Origin of the sequence: Streptomyces sp. SM18 (assembly GCF_002910775.2) — a bacterium.
In the GTDB taxonomy this organism is placed as follows: Bacteria; Actinomycetota; Actinomycetes; order Streptomycetales; family Streptomycetaceae; genus Streptomyces; species Streptomyces halstedii.
Window position 1 is genome coordinate 2,253,922 of sequence record NZ_CP029342.1, and the last position, 25,909, is coordinate 2,279,830.

The following is a 25,909-nucleotide window of genomic DNA, read 5'->3' on the forward strand; positions in this document are numbered from 1 at the left end:
TCCGCGCCCTCCACGGCTCCGACGCCCGGCGCGGATAACGCTTCGGCAGTACGGGCCCGCGACCCATTGACGACCGGGTGACACGCGCCCTACCGTCCTCCCAACGAACAGGAAACTTTCCTAACAGAGGGCGGGGCGCATCCTCCATGGCCGGCACCACACCAGGCATTCCGGGCACTCCGCGCGTGCTGCGGGCCATGAACGACCGGGCCGCCCTGGACCTGCTGCTGGAGCACGGTCCGCTGACCCGGACGAAGATCGGGAAGCTGACGGGCCTGTCCAAGCCCACCGCCTCCCAGCTCCTCGCCCGCCTGGAGGCGGCCGGACTCGTCGTCGCCACCGGCACCAGCGAGGGACGGCCGGGGCCCAACGCCCAGCTGTACGCGGTCAACGCGCGGGCCGCGCACGTCGCGGGGCTCGACGTGACCGCGGACCGGATCGTCGCCGCCGTCGCGGACGTGACCGGGGAGACCGTCGGCACGTACGAGCTGCCCACCCGCGGACGGCGCGCCGACGGTGTGGTCCGCCAGGTGACCCAGGCGCTGGACGGTGCCGTGAAGGAGGCCGGGATCACCCGTGCCGAGGTGCACCGGGTCGTCATCGGCACACCGGGCGCCTTCGACCCGGGCACGGGCCGGCTGCGCTACGCCTCGCACCTGCCCGGCTGGCACTCCCCCACCCTGCTGGACGAGCTGGCCGCGTGCCTGCCCATGCCGGTGGAGTACGAGAACGACGTGAACCTGGTCGCGGTGGCCGAGCAGCGGCTCGGAGCCGCCCAGGACCACGAGGACTTCGTCCTGCTGTGGAACGAGGAGGGGCTCGGCGCCGCCCTCGTCATCAACGGCCGGCTGCACCGAGGCTTCACCGGCGGCGCGGGTGAGGTCGGCTTCCTGCCGGTGCCCGGCACCCCCCTGGTGCGCCAGGTGGTCAAGGCCAACGCCGGTGGCTTCCAGGAGCTCGCGGGCGCCCAGGCGGTGCCCCGGCTCGCCACCTCGCTCGGCATCGAGACCCCGCACCAGCCGTACGCCGAGGTCGCGGCCGGACTGCTGACCCGGGCCGTCGCCGCCTGGGAGCGGGACCCGGCGCTGACCGAGCTGCTGCGGCAGTACGCCCAACGGCTGGCCACCGGTCTCGCCTCCCTCACCGCGGTCCTCGACCCCGGGCTGATCGTCCTCTCCGGCCAACTGGTCTCCTGCGGCGGCGAGCTGCTGCGCTCCCTGGTCCAGTCCGAACTGGCCGAGCTGGCCGCCTCCCGGCCCCGCCTCGTGCTCGGCCGCATCGACCACCACCCCGTCCTGCGGGGCGCCCTCGAACGGGCCCTCGCCGACACCCGCGACGAAGTGTTCGACACCTCACGCTGAACACCTCACGCCGCACCGATCCCCTCCGCGCTTCACCGACTTCACCGCCTTCACCTCCTCATCCCCCGTCCCTGGGAGCTTTGTCATGCGCAGAAGCCGCACGATGACCACCGCCGCCGTCGCCGTCGCCGCGATCTCGGTGCTCGCCACCGCCTGTACGGGCCAGGCCGAGTCCGGTGCCGACGACGACCCGAAGGCCAGGACCACGATCAACTTCTGGCACGGCTGGAGCGCCCCCTCGGAGGTGAAGGCCGTCCAGGACACCATCGACCGGTTCGAGAAGACCCATCCCAACATCACCGTCAACGTCGTCGGCAACATCAACGACGACAAGCTCAACCAGGCGCTGCGCGCGGGCGGTTCCAACGGCCCCGACGTGGTGTCCTCCTTCACCACCTCCAACGTCGGCAAGTTCTGCTCGTCGGGCGCCTTCGCCGATCTGGCGCCGTTCATCGAGAAGTCGGGGCTCGACCTGGAGAAGACCTTCCCGAAGGTCCTCCTCGACTACACGCAGTTCGAGGGCGACCGCTGCGCCCTGCCCCTGCTGGCGGACGCCTACGGCCTGTACTACAACAAGGACGCCTTCGAGAAGGCCGGGATCACCGCGCCGCCGAAGACGATGTCCGAACTGGCCTCCGTCGCCAAGAAGCTGACGATCACCAAGGGCGACAGCTACGAGCAGCTCGGCTTCATGCCGACCTTCCACGGTTACGAGACGGTCGCCGACCACTACCTGTCCTCGTGGGACCACACCTACTTCGACGCGGACGGCAAGTCGAACATCGCCAAGGACCCGGCCTTCGCCGAGATGTTCACGTACCAGAAGAAGCTCGTCGAGGACCTGGGCGGCTACGCGAAGCTGGAGAAGTACCGGGGCACGTTCGGTGACGAGTGGGGTTCCAAGCACCCCTTCCACACCGGGCAGGTCGCGATGCAGCTCGACGGTGAGTGGCGGCTCGGGATGGCCACCGACGCGAAGGTGCCGTTCGAGATCGGGGTGGCGCCCATGCCGGTCGCCGACGACGAGGCCGACAGCTACGGCAAGGGCTTCCTGTCCGGCACGATCATGGGCATCGCGCCGTCCAGCAAGAAGCAGAACGCGGCCTGGGAGCTGGTGAAGTTCATGACCAGCGACACCCAGGCGGTGGTCGACTTCGCCAACGGCATCCGCAACGTGCCCTCCACCTTCGAGGCGCTGAAGTCGCCCAACCTGAAGTTCGACCCGCGCTTCAAGACCTTCCTCGACATCGCCCAGCACCCCAAGTCCAACACCCCGGACGGCGCGGTCAACGGCGCGACGTACCAGCAGACGCTCCAGGACTTCGGCTTCCAGTACGAGAAGGGCGCGGTGAAGGACCTGAAGGCCGGTCTGGAGAAGACCGCCGCGCAGATCGACACCGACATCGCCAAGGCGAAGTAGTCCGATGACCACGCACACCCTCCGGTCCAAGCGCCGCAGATCGGCGCTGCGGACGGCGGCCTTCATGTCGCCCTGGCTGATCGGGTTCAGCGTCTTCTTCGCGTACCCGATGGTCTCGACCGTGTACTTCTCGTTCATGAGGTACGACGGCTTCGGGGCGCCGTCCTTCAACGGGCTGACGAACTGGACGTACGTCTTCTCCGACTACCCGATGTTCTGGCCGTCCCTGGCCAACACCCTGTGGCTGGTCCTCGTCATGGTCACCTGCCGGGTCGTGTTCGGGCTCGGGATCGGGATGCTGATCACCAAGATCAAGACGGGGACGGGGCTCTTCCGCACCTTCTTCTATCTGCCCTACCTGGCCCCGCCGGTCGCCGCGACGCTCGCGTTCGTCTTCCTGCTCAACCCGGGGACGGGCCCGGTCAACTCGATCCTGGGCGACCTCGGCCTGCCGACGCCCGGCTGGTTCAACGACGCCACCTGGTCGAAGCCCGCGCTGACCATGCTGGCCGTGTGGGGCATCGGGGACCTGATGGTCATCTTCATGGCGGCGCTCCTGGACGTCCCCAAGGAGCAGTACGAGGCGGCCGAGCTGGACGGTACGTCGCCCTGGCAGCGGTTCCGCTTCGTCACGCTGCCGAACATCTCGCCGATCGTGCTCTTCGCCGTGGTCACCGGGGTGATCCAGGCGATGCAGTACTACACCCAGCCGCTCGTGGCGGGGAAGGTCGCCTCGGGGGTGATCGGGGGCTCCGGGCAGCAGTTCGAACCCGGATATCCCGACAAGTCGACCCTGACGCTCCCCCAGCTCGTCTACAACCTGGGCTTCCAGCGCTTCGACTACGGCTCCGCCTGCGTGGTCGCCCTCGTCCTGTTCGCCCTGGCCATGGCCTTCACCGCACTGCTGATGCGGGGCCGCAACAACCTGATCCAGGCCGGTGACTGAGCCATGACCCAACTCCTCGACCCGCCCCGGCCGCCGGCCGCCTCCCCCGAGGCGCCCTCGCCCGCCCTGCGCACCGCCCGCCGCAAGGCGGTGCTGCACTGGATCGCGGTGCACTCCCTGGGGGTGGCCGCCGCCCTCTTCTTCGTCCTGCCGTTCGTCTTCGTGGTGCTGACCTCGCTGATGAGCGACCAGCAGGCGCTGACCCGGGACCTGATCCCCCGTACCTGGGAATGGGACAACTACCGGCGTGTGTTCGACACCCCGGGCTTCCTGACCTGGTGGCGCAACACCCTGCTGTACGCGGGGGTGGGCACCGTGCTGACGGTGGTCTCCTCGGTGCCCGTCGCCTACGCGCTGGCGAAGTTCCGCTTCCGGGGGCGCCGGCTCTCCCTGATGCTGGTCATCTCGATGATGATGCTGCCGCCCCAGGTGGTCATCATCCCGATGTACCTGTTCTGGGCGAAGCAGCTGGACCTGTCCGGCACGCTCTGGCCGCTGATCATCCCGATGGCGTTCGGTGACGCGTTCTCCATCTTCCTGCTGCGGCAGTTCCTCCTCACCATCCCCGACGAGTACCTGGACGCGGCGAAGGTGGACGGCTGCGGCGAGTTCCGCACCCTGATCAGGGTGGTGCTGCCGATGGCGAAGCCCGGCATCGCCGCGATCGCCCTGTTCCAGTTCTTCGCCGCCTGGAACGACTACTTCGGGCCGCAGATCTACGCCTCGGAGAACCCGGGTGCCTGGACCCTCAGTTACGGGCTGGAGTCCTTCAAGGGCGCGCACCACACCGACTGGAACCTGACCATGGCCGCGACCGTTCTGGTCATGGCCCCCGTGATCGCCGTCTTCTTCTTCGCCCAGAAGGCGTTTGTCGAGGGCGTCACACTGACTGGAGTGAAGGGCTGAAATGAAGCTCGCAGTAGTGGGTGGCGGGTCCACCTACACCCCCGAACTGATCGACGGTTTCGCACGGTTGCGGGACACGCTGCCCATCGAGGAGCTGGTGCTCGTCGATCCGGCGGCCGACCGGCTGGACCTGGTCGGTCCGCTGGCCCGGCGGATCTTCGCCAAGCAGGGCCACCCGGGGCGGATCACCACGACCGCCGATCTCGACGCGGGGGTGGAGGGCGCCGACGCGGTGCTGCTCCAACTGCGCGTCGGCGGGCAGGCGGCCCGCGAGCAGGACGAGACCTGGCCGCTGGAGTGCGGCTGCGTCGGCCAGGAGACCACCGGGGCCGGCGGCCTCGCCAAGGCGATGCGCACGGTGCCGGTCGTCCTGGACATCGCGGAGCGGGTCCGGCGCACCAACCCCGACGCCTGGATCATCGACTTCACCAACCCGGTCGGCATCGTGACCCGGGCCCTGCTCCAGGCCGGGCACAAGGCCGTCGGGCTGTGCAACGTGGCGATCGGCTTCCAGCGGAAGTTCGCCCGGCTGCTGGACGTCGCCCCGTCCGAGGTGCACCTGGACCACGTCGGGCTGAACCACCTCTCCTGGGAGCTGGGGGTGCGCCTGGGCGGCCCGGACGGCGAGGACGCGCTGCCCCGGCTGCTGGCGGAGCACGGCGAGGCGATCGCCGCCGACCTGCGGATGTCCCCCGCCCTGCTGGACCGGCTCGGCGTCGTCCCCTCGTACTACCTGCGGTACTTCTACGCGCACGACGAGGTCGTCCGGGAGCTGGCCACCAAGCCGTCCCGCGCGGCGGAGGTCGCCGCCATGGAGAAGGACCTCCTCGCGTTGTACGCCGACCCGGCGCTGGACGAGAAGCCCGCGCTGCTGGCGAAGCGGGGCGGCGCCTTCTACTCGGAGGCGGCCGTGGACCTGGCGGCCTCCCTGCTCGGCGGCGGCGGCTCCGAGATCCAGGTCGTCAACACGTACAACAACGGCACGCTGCCCTTCCTGCCGGACGACGCGGTCATCGAGACCCAGGCGCGGGTGGACGGCTCGGGTGCCGTGCCGCTCGCGGTCCCGGCGCTCGACCCGCTGTTCGCGGGGCTGGTCGCCGGTGTGACGGCGTACGAGGACCTGGCGCTGGCGGCGGCGCTGCACGGCGGCCGCGACCGGGTGTTCAAGGCGCTGCTGGCGCACCCGCTGGTCGGCCAGTACGCGTACGCCGAGCAGCTCACCGACCGGCTGATCGCGCACAACCGGGAGCACCTGGCGTGGGCGTGAACGCTTCGGTCCTCGCCGTCGACGCGGGGAACAGCAAGACCGACGTGGCACTGATCGGTGAGGACGGCTCGGTGCTCTCGACGGCGCGCGGCGGCGGGTTCCAGCCGCCGGTCGTCGGCGTGGAGGCGGCGGTCGACGTGCTGGCCTCCGCGATCGGCCGGGCCCTGGCCAGGGCGGGGCGGCCGGTGGGCGCCGTCGCGCACGTCTCGGCGTGTCTGGCCAACGCCGATCTCCCGGTGGAGGAGGCCGAGCTGACCGAGGCCCTGCTCCGCCGGGGGTGGGGCCGCACCGTCGAGGTCCGCAACGACACCTTCGCGATCCTGCGGGCCGGGGTGGACGAGCCGAGGGGGGTGGCCGTCGTCTGCGGCGCGGGGATCAACTGCGTGGGCATGGTGCCGGACGGCCGCACCGCCCGCTTCCCCGCGATCGGCCGGATATCCGGGGACTGGGGCGGCGGTTCGGGTCTCGCGGAGGAGGCCCTGTGGTACGCGGCGCGGGCCGAGGACGGGCGGGGCGAGCCGACGGAACTGGCGCGCGCGCTGCCCGGCCACTTCGGGCTGGACTCGATGTACGCGCTGATCGAGGCCCTGCACCGGGGGCGGATACCGCAGGAGTCGCGGCACGAGCTGACCCCCGTGCTGTTCGCGACGGGCGCCGCGGGCGACCGGGTGGCGTCCGCGCTGGTGGACCGGCTGGCGGACGAGGTGGTCGCGATGGCCTCGGTGGCGCTGGACCGACTCGGGCTGCTGGACGAGGAGGTGCCGGTCCTGCTGGGCGGCAGTGTGCTCGCGGCCCGGCACCCCCGGCTGGACGAGCGGATCGGCGCGCTGCTGGCCGAGCGGGCGCCGAAGGCGGTGATCCGGGTCGTCGCCCAGCCGCCGGTGCTGGGGGCGGGACTGCTGGGCCTGGACCACCTCGGGGCGGCCCCCGGGGTGCACGACACCCTGCGGGCGCACTACGCCTGACGTACCGAAGGCACCGGGGGCACCGGCGGCGCGTGGCGCCCCGGTGCCCCCGTCGTCGTGCCGCGCCCCGGCGGCACCGGCCGCGCGAATCGCCTCATCCGTACGGGAACCGATCAGATGTCCCGAACGTGTTCATGGTGGGGGATCGGTGCGTTCCGGGGCCCGTGGGGCCCGCCCGGCGACGCGCCTTGATCGGCTGTGCTCGTCCTGATCGAATACGGGGGCCGGGGGTGAGGATCAGGGCGTTCCTGGTGAATGACGGTTCCTGCGGCCATACTTCTGGCCAGGGACCTTTCCTCCGACCGGCCGGAGGACCGGGCAGCCGCCAGTGACCGAGGGGGAGGTCAAGTGACATATCCGCCGAACGCGGACCCGCGGCGGGAGCCTGCGCCCGATCGGCCGGACGCGTCCGCGGCCGTACCCGGGCAGCGCGGTGTCCGGTCGGTGGCCGCCGAGCGGCTGCGGGCCGTGGCGACGACCGAGCCGGGCCGGCTCCAGGTCATCGGTGCCGTACTGGCCCTGCTGGTCGTGGCGTTCGGGGCGGTGACCGCCCTGGAGGTGTCCGGGCGGGCCTCGGCCGCCGACGACGTGGTGACGCGCAGTCAGCCGCTGAGCGCGGACGCGGCGGACATCTACCGTTCGCTGGCCGACGCGGACACGATGGCGGCGAGCGGCTTCCTGGCCGGCGCCGAGGAGCCCGAGGACGTCCACGCCCAGTACGAGGAGGACATCAGGGAGGCGTCCCGGCTGCTGGTGAAGGCCGCGGCCGGCACCGACGCCTCGTCCTCGTCCGCCGGGGAGATCAGGACCCTCAACGAACTGCTCCCCGAATACGCGGGCTTGGTCGAGCGGGCCCGCGCCAACAACCGGCAGGGGCTGCCGCTCGGCGGCGCCTACCTGCGGTACGCCAACCAGAAGATGACCAACGACCTCCTGCCGGCCGCCGAGCGGTTGTACGCGGCGGAGACCGGCCGGCTCTCCACCGACACGGCCGACGCCCGGCGTTGGCCGTTCCTCGCGCTCGGCGCGGGCGTCGTGGCGCTGGCCGCGCTGGTGTGGACGCAGCGCCGCGCCTACCGCCGCACCAACCGGGTCTTCAGCCGGGGGCTGCTCGCGGCGACCGCGGCGGCCTCGGTGGTGCTGCTGTGGCTGGCCGTGGGCCACACGGTCGCCCGCGCGGAGCTGCGCGCCGCGATGACGCACGGTCAGGAGTCGCTCGACGTCCTCAACAAGGCCCGGATCAACTCGCTGAAGGCACGGGCCAACGAGAACCTCACGCTGGTGGCCCGCGGGGCGGTCCTGACGGCCGACGGCACCCAGGACAAGTACGAGACGGACTACGGCGCGGGCATGAAGGCCCTCGGCGAGCAGCTGACCACCGCCGGCCGGCTCGCCGACGACTCCCGGGGCAGGGAGCCGGTGGCGCGGGCGGCCGACGCCGTGTCCGAGTGGCAGGAGCGCCACCGCAGGGCGCGGTCCACCGACGACCAGGGCGACTACGACGGCGCGCTGAAGCAGATCATCGGCGCGAAGGACTCCACGGGTGAGTCCTTCGCCCTGGTGGACGAGGCGTTGGAGGAGGCGCTCGGCCAGGAGCAGAGCGAGTTCACCGGTGCGGCGAAGAGCGGGCGCGGGGCGCTGGGCGGACTGCCGGTGGGGGCCGGTGTCCTGGCGGTGCTGGGCGCGGTCGCCGCGATCGCCGGGATCAACCGCAGGCTCTCGGAGTACCGGTGAAAGGGGGAGCGATGAGAGGGACGGGCCACCGGTCGGCGCGTGTGCGGATGCGCGGCTGGGGCGGAGTGACGGGCATGGCGGTTGCCTGCGCGGTCACGGCGGCGGTCACCCTGCTGCCGCTGACGCACGGGGACGGTTCCCACGGCGGGCAGGACACCGGCCGGGGGGTGACGTCGGTGGTGCGGACCACGGCCGAGTCGTGCGTGGACCCGGAGGCGAGCCTGCCGCCGTCCGGTGGGGGTGGGCCGAACATCGACAAGATCCGCGCGCGCGGGAAGCTGATCGCCGGTGTCGACCAGAACAGCTTCCGGTGGGGCTACCGCGATCCGGAGAGCGGCACGCTGGAGGGCTTCGACATCGACCTGGTGCGGGCGGTCGCCAAGGACATCCTCGGTGACCCCGACGCGGTGATCTTCCGGGCGATCCCCACCAACCAGCGCATCGCCGCGCTGGAGCACGACCGGGTGGACATCGTCGTACGGACCATGACCATCAACTGCGACCGGCTGAAGCAGGTGTCGTTCTCCACCGCCTACTTCCAGGCCGGGCAGCAGGTCCTGGCCGCGAAGGGGTCGGACATCACCGGGTACGACCGTTCGCTGGCCGGCAAGCGGGTGTGCACCGCCGAGGGCTCCACGGCGTACGAGGCGCTGGAGAAGGAGTCGTTCGGCGCGGTGTTCAAGGACGAGCACGAGGGCACCGCGGCCGACCCGGACCTGCTGACCGTCCCCAACCAGCTGGACTGCCTGGTGCGGCTCCAGCTCGGCAAGGTGGACGCGGTGGTCACCGACAACGCGCTGGCGGCGGGGCAGGCCGCCCAGGACCCGGCGGTGGAGCTGAAGGGCGACAAGCCGTTCACCACCGAGTACTACGGCGTCGCGGCGAAGCTCGGCGCGGACGACCTGGTGGCGCGGGTCAATCACGTGCTGGAGGAGTACCGGCGGGGCGGCGCGAGCAGTCCCTGGATGCGGTCGTACCGGGAGTGGCTGGAGGAGGGGCTGCCCGGCGTCACCGGGCCCCCGGCGGCCACGTACCGGAGCAACTGAGCCCCGCCGGGTGCCCGGCCGGGAAGCTGAACCCCGCCGGGCACCCGGCCGGGACGAGAGAACGGAGAGGTGAACGATGGGCGTGGCGGGATCCTTCCCCGGCTACGCGGGCGGGCCCCCCGGCCGGGTCATGGGCCGGGACGAGGCGGACCGTACGCTGGCCCGGCTCGCCGCGGAGCACGAGGCCATCGAGACCTCGCTCCTCGCCCTGGAGGAACACGCCGGCCGCCGTCTCCTGGAGGGCGCCGAGCTGACCGGTGTCACCAAGGAGCGCTGGGCCTCGGCCACGCGGTCGATCACGCTGCTCTGGCGGTACTTCGAGGCCTACGCCGGAGCGCTGGCCTCGGCGCGTGAGATCCGGGCCAGGCGCCGCTACCCGGGCAGGAGCGACCTGCTGGCCCTGACCGAGCTGCTGCGCGGCGACGGGGTGACCGTGGCGAACCGGGGAACGGCGGGTCCGGGCGCCTCGCTCACCGGCCCTGCCCGGCTCTCCGAGCGGTTCACGCTGGAGGAACTGGTCGCCCGGATGAACGACCTGTACGCCCACGCGCTGGACATGGTCCTCTCGGCGGACGCCGTGTGGTCGGCGCTGCCCGCCCGGATCGACCTGCTCACGGCCGAGCTGCGCCGCACCCGCTCGCTGGCGCACTCCGTCGGGGTGCGGCCCGGGGAGCATCCGGCCGGTGACGACCTGGAGTCGATCACCGAGGAGCTGACCGCGTTGCGGGCGCGGGTGGTCTCCGACCCCCTGGCGTTCTGGGTGCCGGGCCCCCGCAGTTCCGCGCCCGGCGGCGGGCGGCCCGACACCACGCGCTACGACCGGGCGGCCCTCGCCCTGGAGGACGTGCGCCGCGAGATCGAAGCGGTGCTCGCGGTCCGGCAGGACTCCGAGCGGCGCCTGCTCCAGCTGCGTGACCTGCTGTCGCGCACGACCCGTACGCTCGCCGAGGCCCGGCTGGCGCGCGGCGAGGTGCTGGCGAAGATCGCCGCCTGCGAGGTGCCCGCGGTCAGCGGGCCCCCGACCGCGTTGCAGGAGCGGCTCGCGACGGCGGCGGCGTACCGCAGGCACGCCCAGTGGAGCCGGCTCTCGCCGCTGCTGGACTCGCTGGAGCGGGAGGCCGAGGACGAGCTGATGCGGGCCCGGGAGTCGCTGACCTCGGTCACGGCGCCGCTCGCGGTCCGCGCGGAGCTGCGCGGCCGGCTCGACGCGTACCGGGCGAAGGTGGCCCGGCACGGCATGGCGGAGGACCCGCTGCTGACCGAGCGGTACGACACGGCCCGCCGGATGCTGTGGAGCGCTCCGTGCGATCTGCGCGTCGCCGAGCAGGCGGTGCTGCGCTACCAGCGGGCCGCGGCGGATCTGCCGGCACCGCGCCGCGCGGGCGGCCGGGGCGGCCACGGGGACGGGGAGACATCATGAGTACGCAGTGCCAGCGTCCCGCGTGCGAGGGCGCCTACGAGGACATGGGCGGCGGTGAGCTGTACTGCGACACGTGCGGGCTGGCGCCGGTCGTGTCGCCGACGGGGATGGTGAGTTCGCCGCCCACGGGCATCGCCCAAGGCGGCGGGGCGGGCACCCGGGGCGGTGACAGCGGCTCGCAGCGCTCGGCCTCACGCGCGTCCGCGCGGTCCTCCTCGCGCTCGTCCACCTCACGGCGGTCGGTCTCCGGCCGGCTCTCACGCGCGCTGTCGGGCGCGTCCACCTCCCGCCCGGTGTCGGTGCGTTCGTCGGGCAGTACGACGGGGACGGCGTCCGGGCGCAACCGGCTGGGCGCGGGTCTGGTGCTCGTCCCGGACGTGCCGCGCCCGGACCCGCGCACGGCGGTGATGGAGAACCCGGAGGTCCCCGAGCGGAAGCGGTTCTGCTCCCGCTCGGACTGCGGCGCCCCGGTGGGCCGGGCGCGCGGCGAGCGGGCGGGCCGTACGGAGGGCTTCTGCACCAAGTGCGGGCACCCGTACTCCTTCGTGCCCAAGCTGCGCGGCGGTGACGTCGTGCACGGGCAGTACGAGGTGGCGGGCTGCCTGGCGCACGGCGGGCTGGGCTGGGTGTATCTCGCGGTGGACCGCGCGGTGTCGGACCGCTGGGTGGTCCTGAAGGGCCTGCTGGACACGGGCGACCAGGACGCCATGGCGGCGGCCATCTCCGAGCGGCGCTTCCTGGCGGAGATCGAGCACTCCAACATCGTCCGCATCTACAACTTCGTGGAGCACCTGGACCAGCGGACCGGGTCGCTGGACGGCTACATAGTGATGGAGTACGTCGGCGGCAAGGCGCTCAAGGAGATCGCCAACGGCCGCCGCGCCCCGGACGGGAAGCGGGACCCGCTGCCGGTCGAGCAGGCCTGCGCGTACGGCATCGAGGCGCTGGAGGCGCTCGGCCACCTGCACAGCCGCAATCTGCTCTACTGCGACTTCAAGGTGGACAACGCGATCCAGACCGAGGACCAGCTCAAGCTCATCGACATGGGCGCGGTGCGGCGGATGGACGACGACGAGTCGGCGATCTACGGCACCGTCGGCTACCAGGCGCCGGAGGTGGCCGAGGTCGGCCCGTCCGTCGCCTCGGACCTGTACACGGTCGCGCGGACGCTCGCGGTGCTCACCTTCGACTTCCAGGGGTACACGAACATCTTCGTGGACTCGCTGCCCGACCCGGACAACATCGAGGTGTTCCGGCGGTACGAGTCCTTCTACCGGCTGCTGGTCCGGGCCACCGACCCCGATCCGGCACGGCGGTTCGCCTCGGCGGCCGAGATGGCGGAGCAGCTGACCGGGGTGCTGCGTGAGGTGGTGGCCCTCCAGACGGGCCGCCCGCGCCCGGCGCTCTCGACGCTCTTCGGGCCGGAAGTGCGCGTCACCGACACGGAGTTGTTCGCGGAGCTGACCGAGGAGGTCTCGCGGCTGGGTGTCCGGGCCGCCCCGGCGGGCCGGGGGCGGCGCCGGGGCCGGACGGTGCCCGCCGGGGCGCCCGCGGCCGGGCCGCCGAACCCCGTCACCGCCGCCCCGCCCCCGGTCGTACCGGCCCCGGCGCTCCCCGCGCCAGGTGCGGGGCCGGTCCACGCCCCCGACACCCACGTCCGGGGCGGCAGCGCGGGCGGGCCGGGCGGCGCGCCCGCGTACGCCCCGGCGCGGACGGCGGTGCCGGCCCCGCGCGCGGCCCCCGGCCCCGCTCCGGCCGTCGTGGTGTCCGGCGGGCGCCCGCGGCTCGCGGCGTTCGACGCGCGGGCCACCTCGCTCGCCCTGCCGGTCCCCCGGGTCGACGCGAACGACCCCAACGCCGGTTTCCTCGCCGGTGTGATGACCTCGGCGCCGGCCGAGCTGATCTCCGCGCTGCACTCCGTGCCCGCGCCGTCGCTGGAGACCCGGCTGCGTGAGCTGCGCGCCCGGCTGGAGATGGGCGAACTCGACTCCGCGGTCCGGGCGCTGACCGCCGTGGAGGAACGGCATCCGGACGACTGGCGGGTGGTGTGGTACCGGGGCCTGGCCTCCCTGGTGACCGGAGAGAACGAGCACGCGGCGCTGGCCTTCGACGCGGTGTACGACGCGTTCCCCGGTGAGCCCGCGCCGAAGGTGGCGCTCGGCATCTGCGCGGAGGTGCTGGGCCAGCTGGACAACGCCGCCGAGTACTACCACCTGGTGTGGACGACCGATCCGAGCTTCGTGAGCGCGGCGTTCGGGCTGGCGCGGGTGCGGATCGCGGCGGGCGACCGGGCCGGTGCGGTCCGGGCGCTGGAGTCGGTCCCGGAGGCGTCGATCCACTACACGGCGGCGCGGGTCGCCTCGGTGCGGGCCCGGCTGCGCGGGCGGTCGCCCGAGGAGCCGCTGCTCGACGACCTGTCGGCCGCCGCCGCCCAGGTGACGGCGTTGCGGGGGTACGGCCTGGACGCGGTGCGCCGTGAGCGGTTGTCGACCGAGGTGCTGGGTACGGCGCTGGACTGGGTACTCTCCGGTGGTCCCACGCCTCGGACGGCGGACCCGGCGGCCTCGGCGCCGGGGAAGCTGCTCGGCAGCGAGCTGGACGAGCGGGGTCTCAGATTCGGCCTCGAACGCTCGTACCGGATGCTCGCCCGGCTCGCGCAGCGGGGCGACGAGAGGATCGAACTGGTGGAGCGGGCCAACCGCCTCCGCCCACGGACCTGGGTGTGAAGATGTCACAGAGCCACCAGCGGGCCTCCTTGCCGGGATGCCCCAGCTGCGAGGAACCGCTGGAGTCGGGGGACCGGTTCTGCGGGGCGTGCGGGTACGACCTCTCGGCCGTCCCCGCGCCTCCCGCCGACCGCCCGACGGTCGCGATCACGCTGCCCACGCCGGGTGCGGGAACGCCCGCGCCGGACACGGGTGCGCCCACGCCCGGTTCGGGAACGCCGGACACGGGAACGCCCGCGCCCGGCACGGGTACGCCTCCCGGCGGGCCGTCCGAAGCCGGGGCCGTCCAGTGGCCGGCCGCGTCCGAGGTGGACAGCTCCGACCTGCCCGCGCCCACGCACCGCCCGAGCGACCTCCCGGGGACCGACTCGGGCGGCCGCCCCCTGCCCGAGGAGGCCCCCGCGCCGGCCCCTTCGGCGGTCCGGGTGGACGGCCCGGACGCCGAAGGCCCCGACGGCGGCGACGACTTCGAGCTGGCGGCACCCGACCCGCGCCAGGCGGAGCACGCGGCGGCGGCCGCCCCGGCCGGAGGCACGGTCTGTGTCGCCTGCCGCTCCGGGCGCGTGGACACCGACGGCTACTGCGAGAACTGCGGCCACGCCCAGCCCCGTGAACGCGACCACATGGAACGGGAGCTGGGCGCGGTGGCGGCGGTCAGCGACCGGGGACTGCGCCACCACCGCAACGAGGACGCGTTCGCTGTCTCCAGCACCGCTCTGCCGGACGGCTCCCCCGCCGTCGTCGCGATCGTCTGCGACGGCGTCTCCTCCGCGAGCCGCCCGGACGAGGCGTCCGCCGCCGCGGCGGCCGCCGCCGACGCGTCGCTGCTGGAGTCGCTGCCGCGCGGCACGCATCCGCAGCAGGCGATGCACGAGGCGATCCTGGCCGCGTCCGAGGCGGTCAACGCGCTGGCCCAGGGCCCCGGCCGGGCGATGGAGCACGACCAGCACCGCCACCAGAACGCCCCGGCCTGCACCCTGGTCGGCGCAGTCGTGGCCGGCGACCTGCTGGTCGTCGGCTGGGTCGGCGACAGCCGCGTCTACTGGGTGCCCCAGGACCGCGCCCACCCGGCCGCCCGGCTCACGGAGGACGACTCCTGGGCCGCGCAGATGGTCGCCACCGGCCTGATGAGCGAGGCGGAGGCGTACGCGGACGAGCGCGCCCACGCCATCACGGGGTGGCTCGGCGCCGACGCCTACGAACTGGAGCCGCACACCGCGTCCTTCAAACCGGACCGGCCGGGCCTGGTGGTGGTGTGCACCGACGGACTGTGGAACTACGCGGAGGCGGCGGCCGAGATGGCGGCCGCCGTACCGTCCGACGCGTACGAACGGCCGCTGCGCGGGGCCCAGGTGCTGGTCGGTCACGCGCTGGACGGCGGGGGCCACGACAACGTAACGGTGGCGCTGCTGCCGTTCGCCGTGCCGTCGCACGGGGCAGGATCGGCCTGCCCGGCCGGCTGAGCCGCGCCCGCCGCCCTCCGCGCGCGCCCCGCGTCCCTCCGCTGCCCGGAGCCGCCCGTACCTCTGTCTTCACCTGACCATGTGGAGCACCAAGGAGCATCGAGGAGCCGTTCAGATGGCCAACTTCTCCAAGTCGCACGTGCCGCAGTTCTCCGTCGAGGTGTACCAGAACGCCTATCTGCCCGAGGGCGGGCGCGAGGTCAACGCGATCATCACCGTCACCTCGACGGGCGGCGGCACCACCGGGGGCGTGGCGCCGGCCGACGCGGGCCCGCGCCCGGTGGGCTCCGGGCGGGGGCCGGACGCCGCCGTGGTGCTCATGGTCGACTGCTCGGGGTCGATGGACTACCCGCCGACGAAGCTGCGCAACGCCCGGGACGCCACGGCCGCGGCCCTCGACACGCTGCGCGACGGCACCCGGTTCGCCGTGGTGGCGGGGACCCATCTCGCCAGGGACGTGTATCCGGGCAACGGACGGCTGGCGACCGCCGACGCGCAGACCAGGGCGCAGGCGAAGGACGCCCTGCGCCGGCTGACCGCGGGCGGCGGGACGGCGATCGGCACCTGGCTGCGGCTGGCCGACCGGCTGCTGGGCTCCGTCGACGTGGACATCCGGCACGGCATCGTCCTCACCGACGGCCGCAACGAGCACGAGTCCCCGGAGGACCTGCGCGCCGCGCTGGACGCCTGCGCGGGCCGGTTCACCTGTGACGCCCGGGGTGTCGGCACGGACTGGGAGGTGAAAGAAGTCACAGCCATCGCCTCCGCCCTGCTCGGCTCGGCCGACATCGTCGCCGATCCGGCGGGCCTGGCCGCCGACTTCACGCGGATGATGGAGAACGCGATGGGCAAGGAGGTCGCGGACGTGGCTCTGCGGCTGTGGAACCCCGTCGGGGTGGAGATCGTCTTCGTCAAACAGGTCGCTCCCACGGTCGTCGACCTGACCGACCGCCGCACCGGGGCGGGCCCCCGCGCGGGGGACTATCCGACCGGGTCCTGGGGCGACGAGTCCCGGGACTACCACGTCTGCGTCAGGGTTCCCGAGGCCGGAATCGGCCAGGAGATGCTGGCGGCCCGCGTCTCGCTGATCCTGCCGTCCGCCTCGGCCGGGGAGCCCCCGCAGACGCTTTCGCAGGGGCTCGTCCGCGCGGTGTGGACCGACGACATGGTGGCCTCCACCTCGATCAACCCGCAGGTGGCGCACTACACCGGGCAGGCCGAACTGGCACAGGTCATCCAACAGGGCCTGGACGCGCGCAAATCGGGGGATTTCGACGGCGCGACCGCCAAACTGGGCCGTGCCGTGCAGCTCGCGTCGGTCTCCGGAAACGCGGATACGGCGAAACTGCTCGCCAAGGTGGTGGACGTCGTCGACGCGGTGACCGGTACTGTGCGACTGAAAGCGAGAGTGGCGGAAGCGGACGAGATGACGCTCGAAACCCGCTCGACCAAGACTGTTCGCGTCAAGAAGTGACCACGAACAGCGCCACGGACGACACAGTCGACAGAGCATGACGGCCTGCGGGCCGGAGTAGGAGAGGGGGAAGCGCCGACATGCCGACCTGCCCGAACGGACACCAGTCGGGTTCCGAGGACTGGTGCGAGGTCTGCGGACATCGCATGGCCGGGGCGGGTGCGCCCACGGGCGCCGTGCCCCCTCCGCCGCCCGCACGCGGTTACGGCTACCCGCCGCCGGGCCCGTCCGGCCCCGGGGAGCCGACCGCGCAGGCGGAGCTCTGCCCGCAGTGCCGCACCCCGCGCGAGGCGATGGCGCCGTTCTGCGAGGAGTGCCGCTGGAACTACCTCACGAACACGGCCACCTCGTACACCCCGCTGGCGCCGCAGCCCGGCCCGGGTGCCCCGGCGCCCGGTCTCGGCCTGCCGCCCGGTTTCACGGCGCAGACAGGCCCGTCGTCACAGCGGCAGCGTGACCCGTTCGAGTACCAGAGCTCGCGGCCCTCACAGGTGAACCGCCCCGCCGAGCCGCTGGCGCCGGAGCAGGGCGGTGCTCCGCCGCCGCATCCCTTCCGGCAGGGGCCGCCGCCCCCGCCCGCCTTCCAGCAGCAGTCGCCGTCGCCCTTCGACGGCCAGGGCAGGCCCTCGCCGTTCGACCCGCAGAACCGGCCGGGACAGCCGGGACAAGCTGGGCAGCCGGGACCGTCCGGCCCGCAGGCGCAGCCCGGACAGACCGGTGCGCAGGGCCCGCCGCCCGGTGCGCCCTCGCCGTTCGAGCCGCAGCGCCAGGGCCCGCCGTCGTCGTTCCAGCAGCAGTCGGCGCAGCAGTCCGCGCCGCCCCGGCCCCAGGCGCCGCGCTCCGGTGACGACGACTGGATGCTGCCCCCGCCGTCGCGGCAGCAGACCCCGCAGGCCTTCCAGCAGGGCCCGCAGTCCCCTCCGGCCGCCTCGGCGCCCCAGGCCCCGCAGTTCCCGGGTCAGGGCCCGGTGCCCGGTCAGCCGGGGCCTGACTCACAGGGCCCCGCCCAGGGCGCCCAGGGTGCCGGGCCGGGCGCGGACCGGGACGAGGCGGGCTGGACGGCGGTCGTCGCCCCGGACCGCGACTACTTCCTGGCGATGATGCAGCGCAGCGGCCCGGAGGCCACCGGGCTCAACCTGCCCGCGTACTCCCCCGAGCAGCGCCTCGCGCTGACCGGCAACCAGGTCACCGTCGGCCGGCGTCGGCAGAGCACCGGGGAGTCGCCCGACATCGACCTCGCCGTGCCGCCGGAGGACCCGGGCGTCTCGCACCAGCACGCGGTGCTGGTGCGGCAGCCGGACGGCAGTTGGGCCGTGGTGGACCAGAACTCCACCAACGGCACCACGCTCAACGGCGCCGAGGACCCGATCCAGCCCTACGTGCCCGTCCCGCTCCAGGACGGCGACCAGGTGCACGTCGGTGCCTGGACGACGATCACGGTCCGCCGCGACTGAACGTCGGGGGCACCGGCCGGGTGCGGGAAGGTCGTACGACCTCCGTACTCGGCCGGTGCGTCTGCGACCATGGACGGGTGACAGAGATTCCGCGCGACACGCTTCAAGAGCAGACCTTCTACGAGCAGGTCGGCGGCGAGGAGACGTTCCGGCGCCTGGTCCACCGCTTCTACCAGGGCGTCGCGGACGACCCGCTGCTGCGGCCGATGTACCCCGAAGAGGATCTGGGGCCGGCCGAGGAGCGCTTCGCCCTGTTCCTGATGCAGTACTGGGGCGGTCCGCGCACCTACAGCGACCGCCGGGGCCACCCGCGGCTGCGGATGCGGCACGTCCCGTTCCGGGTGGACCGGGCGGCGCACGACGCCTGGCTCGGCCATATGCGGGTGGCGCTGGACGAGCTGGGCCTCTCCCCCGAGCAGGACCGGAAGCTGTGGGACTACCTCACGTACGCCGCCGCGTCGATGATCAACACCGCCGACTGACGCGGTCCACACCCGGAATCCGGTACTCCGCCACCGGATAACGGTCACGATCCCATCACCCACGTCCACCAGCCGTTTCCAAAGCCGGTGTCCTCTGAAAACATCCTGACAGCGTCGGGGGGCGTGGGACTGCTGAGGTTCGGGGGATCAGGTGACGGGGTTCGTCCTTCTGCGCGTACGGGCGCACCGGCTCCTGCTCGCCGCCGCCTTGTCGGCCGTGCTCCTGACCACGAGCGTGCTGGCGGCGCTCACCGCCTTCTCGGGCTCCATGGGGGACGCCGCCCTGCGGCACACCCTCACCAACCGGTCCGCCGAACCCGCCTCGCTGTTCGTCACCGCCGGAACGGACCGGGAGCGGCGCGACGAGGCGGACGCGGCGGTGCGCCGGGCCGCGGGCGCGGCCTTCGACGGGCTGCCGGTGACCGTGCGGACGCTGGAGAGCTCGGGACCGTACGCGTTGCCGCGCGGGCTCCAGACCCCGGCCGCCCGGCGAGGCGAACCGGATCTCACGCACTTCGCCTCGCTGGACCCCGGCCAGGTCCGGCTGACCGCCGGGCGGCTGCCCGCCGGGGGCGCCGGAAAGGACGGGGACCCGGTGCCGGTCGCGCTGCCCCGCGCCGCCGCCGACGTCCTGAAGCTGAGGCCGGGCGCCCGGCTGACCCTCACCGACCGGCTGGGCGGGGCGTCCCTGCGGATCGAGGTCACCGGCCTGTACGAGGCGGCGGACCTGGCCGACTCCTACTGGCGGCTGGACCCGCTCGCCGGGCGGGGCGCCCGCACGCTCGACTTCACCACGTACGGTCCGCTGCTCACCGATCCCGCGGTGTTCGGCGCGGACCGGCTGAGCTCCGGTGACCGGTCCTGGCTGGCCACCGCAGACTTCCGGACGCTGACCACCGACCGGACCGGCGCCCTGCGGGAGGCGTCGGCCCGCGCCCCGGAGGAGTTGAAGGCGGTCCCGTCCCTCGGTGACGGGGCCACGGTCCACACCTCGCTGCCCACCGTCATCGACCAGATCGAGCGTGCCCTGCTGGTGTCCCGCTCCACGATCGCGATCGTCGCCGTGCAGCTGGTGCTGCTGGCCGGGTACGCGCTGCTGCTGGTGGCCCGCCTGCTGAGCAGCGAGCGCGCCGGGGAGACCGAACTGCTGCGGGCGCGGGGCGCCTCACGGGGCCGGATCGCCTCACTGGCGGCCGTCGAGGCGCTGCTGCTGGCGGTGCCCGCCGCGGTGGCCGCCCCGCTGCTCGCCGGCCCGCTGACCCGGCTGCTCGCGGAGCACGGCGGGCTCACCCGGATCGGGCTGCGGCTCGACGGCGGCGCGAGCGGCACGGTGTGGCTGGTGGCCGTGGCCGTGGCGCTGGCGTGCGCGCTCGCCGTGGTGGCGCCGGCGCTCGCCGCGAGCGCCGGAGGGCGCCGGGGCGCCCGGTCCGCGGCGCTGCCCACGCCGGTGCGCGCGGGCGCGGACATCGGGCTGCTGCTGATCGCCGGGGTGGCGTACTGGCAGCTGGACCGGCAGACCGGGACGTCCGGCAGCGGCGCGCTCAGCGGTGACCGGCGGGGTGACCTGGGCATCGACCCGCTGCTGGTGGCCGCCCCCGCGCTGGCGCTGCTGGCGGGCACGGTGCTCACCCTGCGGCTGCTGCCGCCCGCGGCCCGGCTGGCGGAGCGCCGTGCGGCGGGTGGCCGGGGGCTGTCCGCGGCGCTGGCGGGCTGGCAGTTCAGCCGCCGCCCGCTGCGCGGCGCGGGCCCGGTGCTGCTGCTGGTACTGGCGGTGGCGACGGGCATGCTGGCCATCGGTCAGGCCGCGTCGTGGGACCGTTCGCAGAGCGACCAGGCCGACTTCCGGTCGGGCGCGTCGGTGCGGGTGACGGCCGGGGTCGGCGACGACGCGGTGGAGTACACGGACCTGCCGGGGGTACGCGACGCCGCTCCGGCGTTCCGTACGGCGGTGGAGATCTCCGGCGGCCGCACGACCGACGTGCTGGCCCTGGACACGGCCCACGCGGGCGAGCACATGCTGATGCGCGAGGACCTCTCCGGCACCTCACCGGAGAAGCTGTTCGAGGCGATCGCCCCGCCGAGGAGCGAGCGCGCCGGGGTGGTCCTGCCCGCGCACAGCACCCGGCTGCTGTTCGACGTGCGGCTGCGCGACGCCACGGCCGCGGACGGCCGCTCGGCGACCGGTGCGGCGCCGGTGGTGACGGTGCTGCTGGAGGACCGGTACGGCACCGGCTACCGGGTGGCCGCCGGCAAGATCCCGGTGGACGGCCGCCCGCACCCGGTGTCCGTCCCGGTCTCCGCCGCGAACGGACCGGCCGTCACCGGCTTCGAGCTGGACAGCGCCGTCCCCGGGAGCACCCCGGAGACGCGGCTGCTGTCGGTGACCGGGCTCAGGACGCTCACGGACGACGGCGAACGGCCCGTACCGACCTCGGACGCCGTGCGCTGGCGGGCGGCGACGGCCGTCACGTCGGGGGGCGGCGAACGGGCCGGTGAGACACCGGTGACGCTCTCCGGTACGGGCGCGGCGCCCTCCTTCCGGTACACCACCGGGTCCCTTCCGCCCGAAGACCATACCGACGAGCGGACGGACACCCTCCGGATCACCGCGGCGCGGGCGAAGGCCCCTGCGCTGAAGGCGGTGGCCACCGACGCGTATCTGGAGTACTCCGGGGCGAAGCCCGGACAGCGGATCGACCTCACCCTGGCCGGGAACACGGTCCGGGTGACCCTGGTGAAGGCGGTGCGGCATCTGCCCACGACCGGTCCGGCCGGCACGGTCGTGGCGGGGACCGCCGGCCCCGCCACACGGCCCGGCGGGAGCCTGCTGCTGGACCTCAGGGCCGTGTCCGAGGTGCTGGCCCACCGGTCCGGGGCCACGCTCGTGCCCACCGAGTGGTGGCTGAGCACCGCGCCGGGCGACGGGCCCAAGGTGGCGGCGGAACTGCGCGAGCTGCCGGGGGTCGATCCCGCGCAGGTCCTCGTGCGGGACGAGACGGCGCGCGAGCTGGCGGACGACCCGCTGGGAGCCGGACCGCAGTCCGCGCTGCTGGCCGTCGCCGTGGTCGCCGCGGCCCTCGCGGCGGTCGGCTTCGCGGTCGGGCTGGTCGGCTCCCAGCGCGAACGGGCGGCCGAGTTCGCGGTGTTGCGGGCGCTGGGTGCCTCACGGCGTGGGCTGGCCCGGATGACCGCCGCCGAACAAGGGGTGCTGATCACCCTGGGGGTGCTGATCGGGCTGGCCCTGGGAGCGGTGCTGACCCGGGCCGTCGTACCGCTCGTCGTCCTGACCGGGCAGGCCGCCCGACCGGTGCCGGACGTGCTGGTGACGCTCCCGGCCGGGCGGATCGCCGTACTGCTGGCGGGGGTCGCCCTGCTGCCGCTGCTGATCGTGGCCGCGCTCACGCTGCGCCGGGCCGATCCCGCGGTGTCGCTGCGCCACCAGGGGGACAACTGACATGACCGCCACCAAGATCCCGGCCGCCTGCGCCCCGTGGGTGCGTACCCGGCTGCGTACCGCCCCGGGCGTCTCCGTCGCCCTCGCGCTCCTGGTGTTCCTGACGGCGTTCCTCGCCGCCGCGTTCCCGCGCGCCGTGGACGCGTACGAGACGAAGGCGCTGCGCCACGACATCGGCTCCGCGTCACCGGCCCGGAGCGTGCTGGAGGTCAGCACCCCGCCGCCGTCGCTCGGGCTGCCGCGGGAGGCGCGGGAGAAGGCGCTGCGGGAGGAGTTCCTGGCGGACAGCTACCGCTCCCTGGTGAAGGTGCTGCCCGAGCCGGTACGGGCCGATGTGCCCCGGTCCTCGTTCGGCGTGCACACCACGAAGCCGGTGGTGGCGGACGAGCCATGGCTGCCCCGCCCCAACGCCCTCCCCCCGCAGTTCCGTTACGCCGTCCCGTCGGCGCTGGCCGAGCACGGTGAACTGAGCGCGGGCCGCTGGCCCGAGACGCACGGCACGGTGACCCTCGACACCCGTGAGGTGGAGGCGGCCGTCACCGAGGAGACGGCGCGCGAGCTGGGCATGAAGCCCGGATCCACCATCGAGGTGCCCACCCAGAACGGGAAGCCGCTGACCGTACGCGTCACCGGCGTCGTCACCCCGCTGCGGCCGGAGAGCGGCTACTGGTCCGTCGATCCGCTCTACCGCGCCCCCTCCCTGGTCCCCGACCCGGGCTCCTCGAACCCGGTCTTCTACTGGGCGGCCACACTGCTGCTGGCCCCCGACTCCGGGCCGGCCCTGCTGGCCACGACGGGGGAGCCCGAGCTGTACTGGCGTCTCGCGCCGGACGCCTCGGGCCTCACCTCGGCCGACGCGCCCGCGCTGCGGACGGCCGTCACCTCGCTGAAGAGCGGGCCCGAACTCCTCAAGGTGCGCGACCTGGTGAGCCCGACCACCACGGTGTCCACCGGACTGGACGCCGTACTCGACACGTACACGGCGGTCCGCACCGCGATCAGCCCGGTCGTCACGGTCGCCGCGGTGGGGATCGGTGCCGTCGCCGCCGTCGTCCTGCTGATGACGGGCGGGCTGATCGGCGCCCGCCGGCACGGGGAGCTGGCCCTGCTGCGCTCCCGTGGCGGCTCCCTGGCCGGGATCGGCGGCCGGCTGCTCGCCGAGACCGCGGTGGCCGTGGTTCCCGCCGCCGCCCTGGGTCTCCTCGTGGCGGTCCTGCTGATCGGTGAGGCCCGGTGGTGGCCCGCGGCCGTGGGCGCCGCCTCGGTCGCGGCCCTGGTCTGCCTGGTCCTGCCGCTCCGCACGACGCTGAACCACCGCAGACCGCTGCTGCACGGCGCCCGCGACGACGTGATGGACGCCCGTCCCTCGCGGCGGCGTACGGTCGTCGAACTCACCCTGCTCGTCCTGGCCGTTGGGGCGGTCGCCGCGCTGCGCCGCCGGGGCACGGGGGCGGATTCCGCCGGTGACCCGCTGATCAGCGCCGCACCGGTCCTGGTGGGGCTGATCGCCGCGCTGGTCCTCGTCCGGCTGTACCCGCTGCCGCTGCGGCTGGCCTCCCGGTCGGTGGCGCGGCTGCGCGGGGCGGTCGGCTTCCTCGCGCTGGCCCGCGCCGGCCGGTCGTCGGCGAGCGGGATGCTGCCGCTGCTGGCCCTGCTGGTCGCGCTGACCACGGCGGCGTTCGGCGGTTCGGTGCTCGCCGGGATCGCCGACGCCCGCGACGACGCGGCGCTGCGGGCGGTGGGCGCGGACGCCCGGATCAGCGGGGAGGGCGCCCCCACCCCGCTGACGGACACCCTCGTCCGCGCGGTGCGGGCGGTGGACGGGGTGCGGGAGGTACAGCCCGTCCGCGTCGAGTACGGGGTCGTGCTGGACCCCGTCGCGGGCAGCACGGCGGACGCGAAGCGGGCGACGCTGCTGGGCGTCGACCCGGAACCCTATGCACGGCTGGCCCGCGAGAGCGGTCTCCCCTCCGTCCCGGCCGGAGAGCTGAAGGCAGGCGGGGAGAAGGGCACGGTGCTGCCGGCCCTCGCCTCGCCGTCGGTGGCCGAGCGGCTCGGCGGGGGCACGCACACCGTCAGGTGGCCGGGCGGGGAGATCCAGGTGGAGGTGGTCGCCGTCCGGGCGCGCACCTCGGCGGTGGACTCCCCCGACTTCCTGGTGGTCGACGCGTCGGGCCTCGCCGTGTCCGACCCCACGACCCTGCTGGTCGGCGGAGCCTCACCGGACGCGAAGGGGCTGCGGGCCGCGGCGGCCGAGGCGGGCCCCGGATTCGCCGTGCGGCTGTGGTCGGAGGAACGGGCGACGCTGGTGGACAGCCCGCTCCAGTCCGGTGCCGGGCAGATCTACACGGCCGCGGTCGCGGCGGGCGCCGGTTACGCGCTGCTGGCCGTGCTGCTGTCCCTGCTCCAGTCCGCGCCGGAGCGCACCACCCTGCTGGCCCGGCTGCGCACCATGGGGCTCACCACCCGGCAGGGCCGCAGGCTCCTCGCGTACGAGGCGATGCCGCAGGCGCTCCTGGCGGCGGGGGGCGGCCTCCTCGTCGGCTGGGCGACGATCGCCCTGCTGGCACCCGGTGTGGACCTGGCGGCGCTGGCGCTGACCGGCGGCGGCACGGCGGCACAGGGCTCCGCCACCCTGCGGACGGACGCCGTCTCGCTGGTCCTCCCGGCGCTCGGCGTGGTCCTCCTCACCGCCGCCGTGGCGGGCGTACAGGCATGGTGGGCGAGCCGCCGGGGCTCGATCAAGGAACTCAGGGCAGGAGACACCCGATGACGTCGTCGACCGAGACCACCCTGGCGGAGCTCGAACAGCGGGCCGCCGCACGCCGCGACCGCCCCTCGTACGGCCACGACGCCCTGATCGCCTGCGACCGGCTGGTCCGCATCTTCTCCCTGGACGGGGTGGAGGTGCAGGCCCTCCAGGGGCTCGACCTGCTCGTCACCGAGGGCGAGTTGATGGCGCTGGTCGGCGCTTCGGGCAGCGGGAAGTCCACCCTGATGAACATCCTGGCGGGGCTCGACGTGCCCACGGCGGGGTCGGCGAAGGTGGCGGGCCGCGACCTGCTGGCGATGGGGGCCAAGGAGCGGCTGCGCTACCGCCGTGACGTGGTCGGGTTCGTGTGGCAGCAGACCGCCCGCAATCTGCTGTCGTACCTGACGGCCGCCCAGAACATCACCCTTCCGATGCAGTTGCGCGGAGGCGGCCGGGCCCGTGAACGGGCGGCGCGGGCCGAGTCGTTGCTGCGGATGCTGGAGGTCGAGGACTGCCGGGACCGCCGCCCGGCGCAGATGTCCGGCGGCCAGCAGCAGCGGGTCGCGATCGCGGTGGCACTGGCCAACAACCCCTCGGTCCTGCTGGCGGACGAGCCGACCGGTGAGCTGGACTCGGCCACCGGGGAGCAGGTCTTCGCCGCGTTCCGCCGGGCCAACGACGAGCTGGGCACCACGATCGTGATCGTGACCCACGACCAGGCGGTGGCCAGCGAGGTACGCCGTACGGTGGCGATCCGCGACGGCCGGACCTCCTCCGAGGTGCTGCGGCACACCGAGGTGGACGCGGCGACGGGCCAGGAGTCCCAGGTGGCCCGGGAGTACGCGATGCTCGACCGGGCGGGACGGCTGCAACTGCCGGCCGACTACACCGAGGCGCTGGGCATGGAGCACCGGGTGATGCTGGAGCTGGAACGGGACCACATCGGGGTGTGGCCGGACGCGCCGGAGCAGCGGGAGACCTCGCAGAAGCCGGACGCGCCGGAGCAACCGTAGGCGCTCAGGCCCTTCGGACCGCTCGG

Annotated in this window: 17 protein-coding genes; all 17 read left to right on the top strand. The window is 73.9% G+C overall.

All coding sequences use genetic code 11. The features are described from left to right. Positions 1 to 146: 146 nt before the first annotated feature. Positions 147 to 1,361, top strand: a complete 1,215-nt coding sequence (locus tag B9S64_RS10065) for an ROK family transcriptional regulator (RefSeq protein ID WP_103491206.1) — start codon at positions 147 to 149, stop codon at positions 1,359 to 1,361. Positions 1,362 to 1,446: 85 nt separating this feature from the next. Further along, the gene (locus B9S64_RS10070; RefSeq protein WP_103491205.1) at positions 1,447 to 2,781 is read left to right on the top strand and encodes an ABC transporter substrate-binding protein; all 1,335 of its coding nucleotides are present in this window, start codon (positions 1,447 to 1,449) and stop codon (positions 2,779 to 2,781) included. A gap of 4 nt (positions 2,782 to 2,785) precedes the next feature. Next, entirely contained in the window at positions 2,786 to 3,727 is a 942-nt protein-coding gene (locus B9S64_RS10075; RefSeq protein ID WP_103491204.1) for a carbohydrate ABC transporter permease, read from the top strand. A gap of 3 nt (positions 3,728 to 3,730) precedes the next feature. After that, positions 3,731 to 4,633, top strand: a complete 903-nt coding sequence (locus tag B9S64_RS10080) for a carbohydrate ABC transporter permease (protein WP_103491203.1) — start codon at positions 3,731 to 3,733, stop codon at positions 4,631 to 4,633. A 1-nt stretch (position 4,634) separates the two neighbouring features. Then, on the top strand, positions 4,635 to 5,900 hold the full coding sequence (locus B9S64_RS10085; RefSeq protein WP_103491202.1) for a 6-phospho-beta-glucosidase: 1,266 nt from the start codon (positions 4,635 to 4,637) through the stop codon (positions 5,898 to 5,900). Next, positions 5,891 to 6,865, top strand: a complete 975-nt coding sequence (locus tag B9S64_RS10090; protein ID WP_103491201.1) for an N-acetylglucosamine kinase — start codon at positions 5,891 to 5,893, stop codon at positions 6,863 to 6,865. Before B9S64_RS10085 ends, B9S64_RS10090 begins: the two co-directional genes overlap by 10 nt. Positions 6,866 to 7,213: 348 nt before the next feature. Next, positions 7,214 to 8,599 (top strand): hypothetical protein, encoded by a 1,386-nt coding sequence (locus B9S64_RS10095; protein WP_103491200.1) that lies wholly within the window; start codon positions 7,214 to 7,216, stop codon positions 8,597 to 8,599. Positions 8,600 to 8,610: 11 nt separating this feature from the next. Next, the gene (locus B9S64_RS10100) at positions 8,611 to 9,645 is read left to right on the top strand and encodes a glutamate ABC transporter substrate-binding protein (RefSeq protein ID WP_103491199.1); all 1,035 of its coding nucleotides are present in this window, start codon (positions 8,611 to 8,613) and stop codon (positions 9,643 to 9,645) included. A gap of 76 nt (positions 9,646 to 9,721) precedes the next feature. Next, complete coding sequence (locus tag B9S64_RS10105; protein WP_103491198.1) at positions 9,722 to 11,065, top strand: hypothetical protein; 1,344 nt, start codon at positions 9,722 to 9,724, stop codon at positions 11,063 to 11,065. After that, a complete protein-coding gene (locus B9S64_RS10110) occupies positions 11,062 to 13,791 on the top strand; it encodes a tetratricopeptide repeat protein (protein WP_109492024.1) in 2,730 nt (909 codons plus the stop codon). The genes B9S64_RS10105 and B9S64_RS10110 overlap by 4 nt, the downstream gene beginning before the upstream one ends. 2 nt (positions 13,792 to 13,793) lie before the next feature. Further along, entirely contained in the window at positions 13,794 to 15,254 is a 1,461-nt protein-coding gene (locus tag B9S64_RS10115) for a PP2C family serine/threonine-protein phosphatase (protein WP_103488655.1), read from the top strand. Positions 15,255 to 15,369: 115 nt separating this feature from the next. After that, positions 15,370 to 16,728 (top strand): VWA domain-containing protein, encoded by a 1,359-nt coding sequence (locus B9S64_RS10120; protein ID WP_103488654.1) that lies wholly within the window; start codon positions 15,370 to 15,372, stop codon positions 16,726 to 16,728. Between the two features lie 80 nt (positions 16,729 to 16,808). Continuing rightward, positions 16,809 to 18,182, top strand: coding sequence for an FHA domain-containing protein (locus B9S64_RS10125; RefSeq protein ID WP_103488653.1), 1,374 nt, complete (start codon positions 16,809 to 16,811; stop codon positions 18,180 to 18,182). Positions 18,183 to 18,259: 77 nt separating this feature from the next. Further along, positions 18,260 to 18,664 carry a globin gene (locus B9S64_RS10130; protein WP_103488652.1) on the top strand — a complete coding sequence of 135 codons (405 nt, stop codon included), beginning with the start codon at positions 18,260 to 18,262 and terminating at the stop codon, positions 18,662 to 18,664. Positions 18,665 to 18,815: 151 nt separating this feature from the next. Beyond that, positions 18,816 to 22,118 carry an ABC transporter permease gene (locus tag B9S64_RS10135; RefSeq protein WP_109492025.1) on the top strand — a complete coding sequence of 1,101 codons (3,303 nt, stop codon included), beginning with the start codon at positions 18,816 to 18,818 and terminating at the stop codon, positions 22,116 to 22,118. Between the two features lies 1 nt (position 22,119). Further along, positions 22,120 to 24,891, top strand: coding sequence for an FtsX-like permease family protein (locus B9S64_RS10140; protein ID WP_103492234.1), 2,772 nt, complete (start codon positions 22,120 to 22,122; stop codon positions 24,889 to 24,891). Continuing rightward, positions 24,888 to 25,883: an ABC transporter ATP-binding protein gene (locus B9S64_RS10145; RefSeq protein WP_103492235.1), complete on the top strand. Its 996-nt coding sequence runs from the start codon at positions 24,888 to 24,890 to the stop codon at positions 25,881 to 25,883. The genes B9S64_RS10140 and B9S64_RS10145 overlap by 4 nt, the downstream gene beginning before the upstream one ends. Positions 25,884 to 25,909: the final 26 nt, after the last annotated feature.